This window comes from Anoxynatronum sibiricum, assembly GCF_039414295.1.
GTDB classification, from domain to species: domain Bacteria; phylum Bacillota; class Clostridia; order Peptostreptococcales; family Tindalliaceae; genus Anoxynatronum; species Anoxynatronum sibiricum.
Window position 1 is genome coordinate 1 of the sequence record NZ_JBCITM010000052.1, and the last position, 870, is coordinate 870.

Below are 870 nucleotides of genomic sequence, written 5' to 3' on the forward strand. Positions count from 1 at the left end.
TGGTATTAGTGGGACTTGGATACTTCTATTATACCACTTACAGGGGGTTCTCTATATGTTTTTCACGAATGTTTATTAGCGATTTTCAAGGTTTTTTTGCTTTCCCTTGGGTGGGAAAGTTGAGTTATTAATATTAGATGAACCGACTAATGGTCTTGATCCAATGGGAATTCGTAAAATGAGAGAATTATTTTTAAAATTAGTAAAAGAAGAAAACATGACAATATTAATCTCCAGTCATATTTTGAATGAGATCCAATGTATTGCCGATACGATCGGAGTTATGGTAAAAGGAACTATTGTTGAGGAGGTTCCTTTAGAAACCATTAAAAATAAATATCCCAACGGCTTAGAGGATTACTTCTTTAATATTATGGATGGAGGACAGAGTAATGCTTAAATGGATGAGGCTTGAATTTAAAAAACAGAAAATCAATACATATGTTCATGCAAGTGCAGTGATTGCCATAGTACTCTTTACACTGATATATCTTTTTGCATACATTCCTACGATTGACAATGATCCAGACATGAAGATATTTAGAGAATTTCACAACCTTTTAATGGTTTGCGGAGCTTTGAGCCTGGTATCCTTTAGCATCCTTTCATCTGTTATGTATAGTAAATTCATAATACAAGAATATGGTAGTAATCGAATATACATGCTCTTTTCCTATCCGGTGGATAGAGTCCGAATGTCAATGAATTTCTGAGCCGCGCGCTGATGAATTTTTGAGCCATTATGCTCGCCAATTTGTGAGCCAATAGCTTCGTTACTGTCTTTGCTTTTGATCTTTGACTAAGTAACACAAAAAGTTCGTCGTCGAGGCTGTTAAGATGTGGTCAACGCCAGAGGCGTTGTCCAAGCGG

The 870-nt window shown here is 36.1% G+C and carries 1 protein-coding gene; it reads left to right on the forward strand.

All coding sequences use genetic code 11. The features are described from left to right. The first annotated feature begins 163 nt into the window (after positions 1 to 163). Positions 164 to 400: an ATP-binding cassette domain-containing protein gene (locus AAIG11_RS17900; protein WP_343187550.1), complete on the forward strand. Its 237-nt coding sequence runs from the start codon at positions 164 to 166 to the stop codon at positions 398 to 400. The last annotated feature ends 470 nt before the right edge of the window (positions 401 to 870 follow it).

Coding starts and splice junctions, on each gene's coding strand:
- AAIG11_RS17900 (WP_343187550.1), top strand. CDS start 164: ATGGGAATTCGTAAAATGAGAGAATTATTTTTAAAATTAGTAAAAGAA.